At 41.2% G+C, this 961-nt stretch carries 1 protein-coding gene and 2 pseudogenes; all 3 read right to left on the bottom strand.

Features of this window, described 5'->3' with window-relative positions:
• Positions 1-346, bottom strand: a pseudogene (locus J7R05_RS07265) (phenylalanine--tRNA ligase subunit alpha); the annotation flags it as partial.
• A gap of 94 nt (positions 347-440) precedes the next feature.
• Entirely contained in the window at positions 441-842 is a 402-nt protein-coding gene (gene rplT, locus J7R05_RS07260) for a 50S ribosomal protein L20 (protein WP_208541767.1), read from the bottom strand.
• A 33-nt stretch (positions 843-875) separates the two neighbouring features.
• A pseudogene (locus tag J7R05_RS07255) lies at positions 876-961 on the bottom strand (50S ribosomal protein L35); the annotation flags it as partial.

The raw sequence follows: 961 nt of genomic DNA, 5'->3' as shown, positions 1-961 counted from the left end.
AAATCACCTGGGAAATAGGATGAATGCGTCCGCTTTCTATAGTTGAAGATCGAACACGCAAGTTAACACCTTCCGTTGCACGAGAAAGACGGCCATCCATTGCCTGTCTTCTCAGAAGATCCCGCTTTTGCGCCCATAATTCTAAAATACGATTTTTTAACCCATTAAGAACTGGTCCAACTTTATGGCGCTCGCTAGCATCCATCTTCCCTAATGCTTTTAATTTTTCAGAGATGCTACCTTTTTTGCCTAACGCCGCAATACGCACTGTTTCAAGTGCTTGTTCATCACTAGCTGCCTCTAAAGCTAAACGAATTTCTTGTTCTAGATGCTTAATGTCGCTCATATCTCTGCCTATTTTGGGATAGAAAAAAGCCCGCACTAGCAACAACCAGTACGGGAACTTGAACAAATGAATGCTTTAAGAGAACACGACTGGCTTATTTGACAGCGCCTTCAAAAGCATTAGGCGTTGTGTTTTTTAAATATTCCAAAGCCTTCTTTGCAGAAGCAACTAAAGCACGAAATGCTGCTTCTTCATGAATTGCTATATCTGAAAGAACTTTACGATCAACCTCAATACCTGCTTTCGATAAACCATCAATAAAACGCCCATAAGTTAAGCCTTCTGCACGAACAGCCGCATTAATTCTCAGAATCCACAAAGCACGAAAAGTGCGTTTCCTATTTGTGCGATCACGATAAGCGTACTGCTTTGAACGATCAACCGCAGCCTTAGCTGCACGAATGGTATTTTTACGACGCCCGTAAAAACCTTCAGCCTGTTTCAGAACTTTTTTGTGTTTAGCGTGCGCTGTTACACCTCTTTTTACACGTGCCATGTAATACTCTCCTAAAAATCAAAAGCGTAAGGTTTAAAAACCATTTGGCAAATAATGCTGAATAACTTTTTTGGCATCTTGTTCACTCAAAACCATCGTTCCACGTGCATCGCGAATAA

This window comes from Bartonella capreoli (assembly GCF_902813205.1).
Lineage (GTDB): Bacteria > Pseudomonadota > Alphaproteobacteria > Rhizobiales > Rhizobiaceae > Bartonella > Bartonella schoenbuchensis.
The sequence above is the reverse complement of the archived record's forward strand: the minus strand, read 5'-3'. Positions and strand labels throughout refer to the sequence as shown.